General features: G+C 41.7%; 1 protein-coding gene and 1 pseudogene. Both read right to left on the bottom strand.

Features of this window, described 5'->3' with window-relative positions; all coding sequences use genetic code 11:
• Positions 1–299 (bottom strand): hypothetical protein (locus P5683_RS25665; protein WP_315641281.1); only part of this gene is annotated, 299 nt, incomplete at its 3' end.
• 36 nt (positions 300–335) lie between these two features.
• Positions 336–542 (bottom strand): annotated as a pseudogene (locus P5683_RS25660) (hypothetical protein); the annotation flags it as partial.

Genomic DNA, 542 nt, shown 5'->3' with positions numbered 1-542 from the left:
TCGGCAATAGCTTGTAGTTTACTAGCGCCAATAGTGAGCATAACAGTATCACCCGGCTTCACAGAAAATGCGGCATTAGCTACGGTATTTTTTGTGGGGTCTAAGATTAAATGAACGGGTACATTAGACCGATTTTTGATAAATACATTACGCCCGTTTGTGTTAGCTTTTACTGCCACTAATTCGGCAACTGTATTAGCCGTTAAACTAATAGCGGTTGTAACGGGAGTACCCGGTATCTTAGCAGTAATATTGAGAGTGTCTAAATTTAGAGCGCTACTATAAACTGAAAAACTCATAATCACCTACCTCCTAAATAATTCCATTGTAGCCGGTTAGTAAGTGATTGTCTGCTCTAACCCGACAATCTGCGAAACACTATCCTCTGTTATCCCGTAGATACTAGCAGTAGATTTTAACTCGTCATCCCATGCAGTGTTAGGCGGTAGCCATAAACATTGACCTGGTATGCAATTGCTGATGTGTCCATGACTAAACCAAACCCCAACGCTACCCGTGTTCTGTAGGTGTAAGCGATATCT

It is taken from the genome of Limnospira sp. PMC 1279.21 (assembly GCF_032349615.1).
GTDB classification, from domain to species: domain Bacteria; phylum Cyanobacteriota; class Cyanobacteriia; order Cyanobacteriales; family Microcoleaceae; genus Limnospira; species Limnospira fusiformis.
The sequence above is the reverse complement of the archived record's forward strand: the minus strand, read 5'-3'. Positions and strand labels throughout refer to the sequence as shown.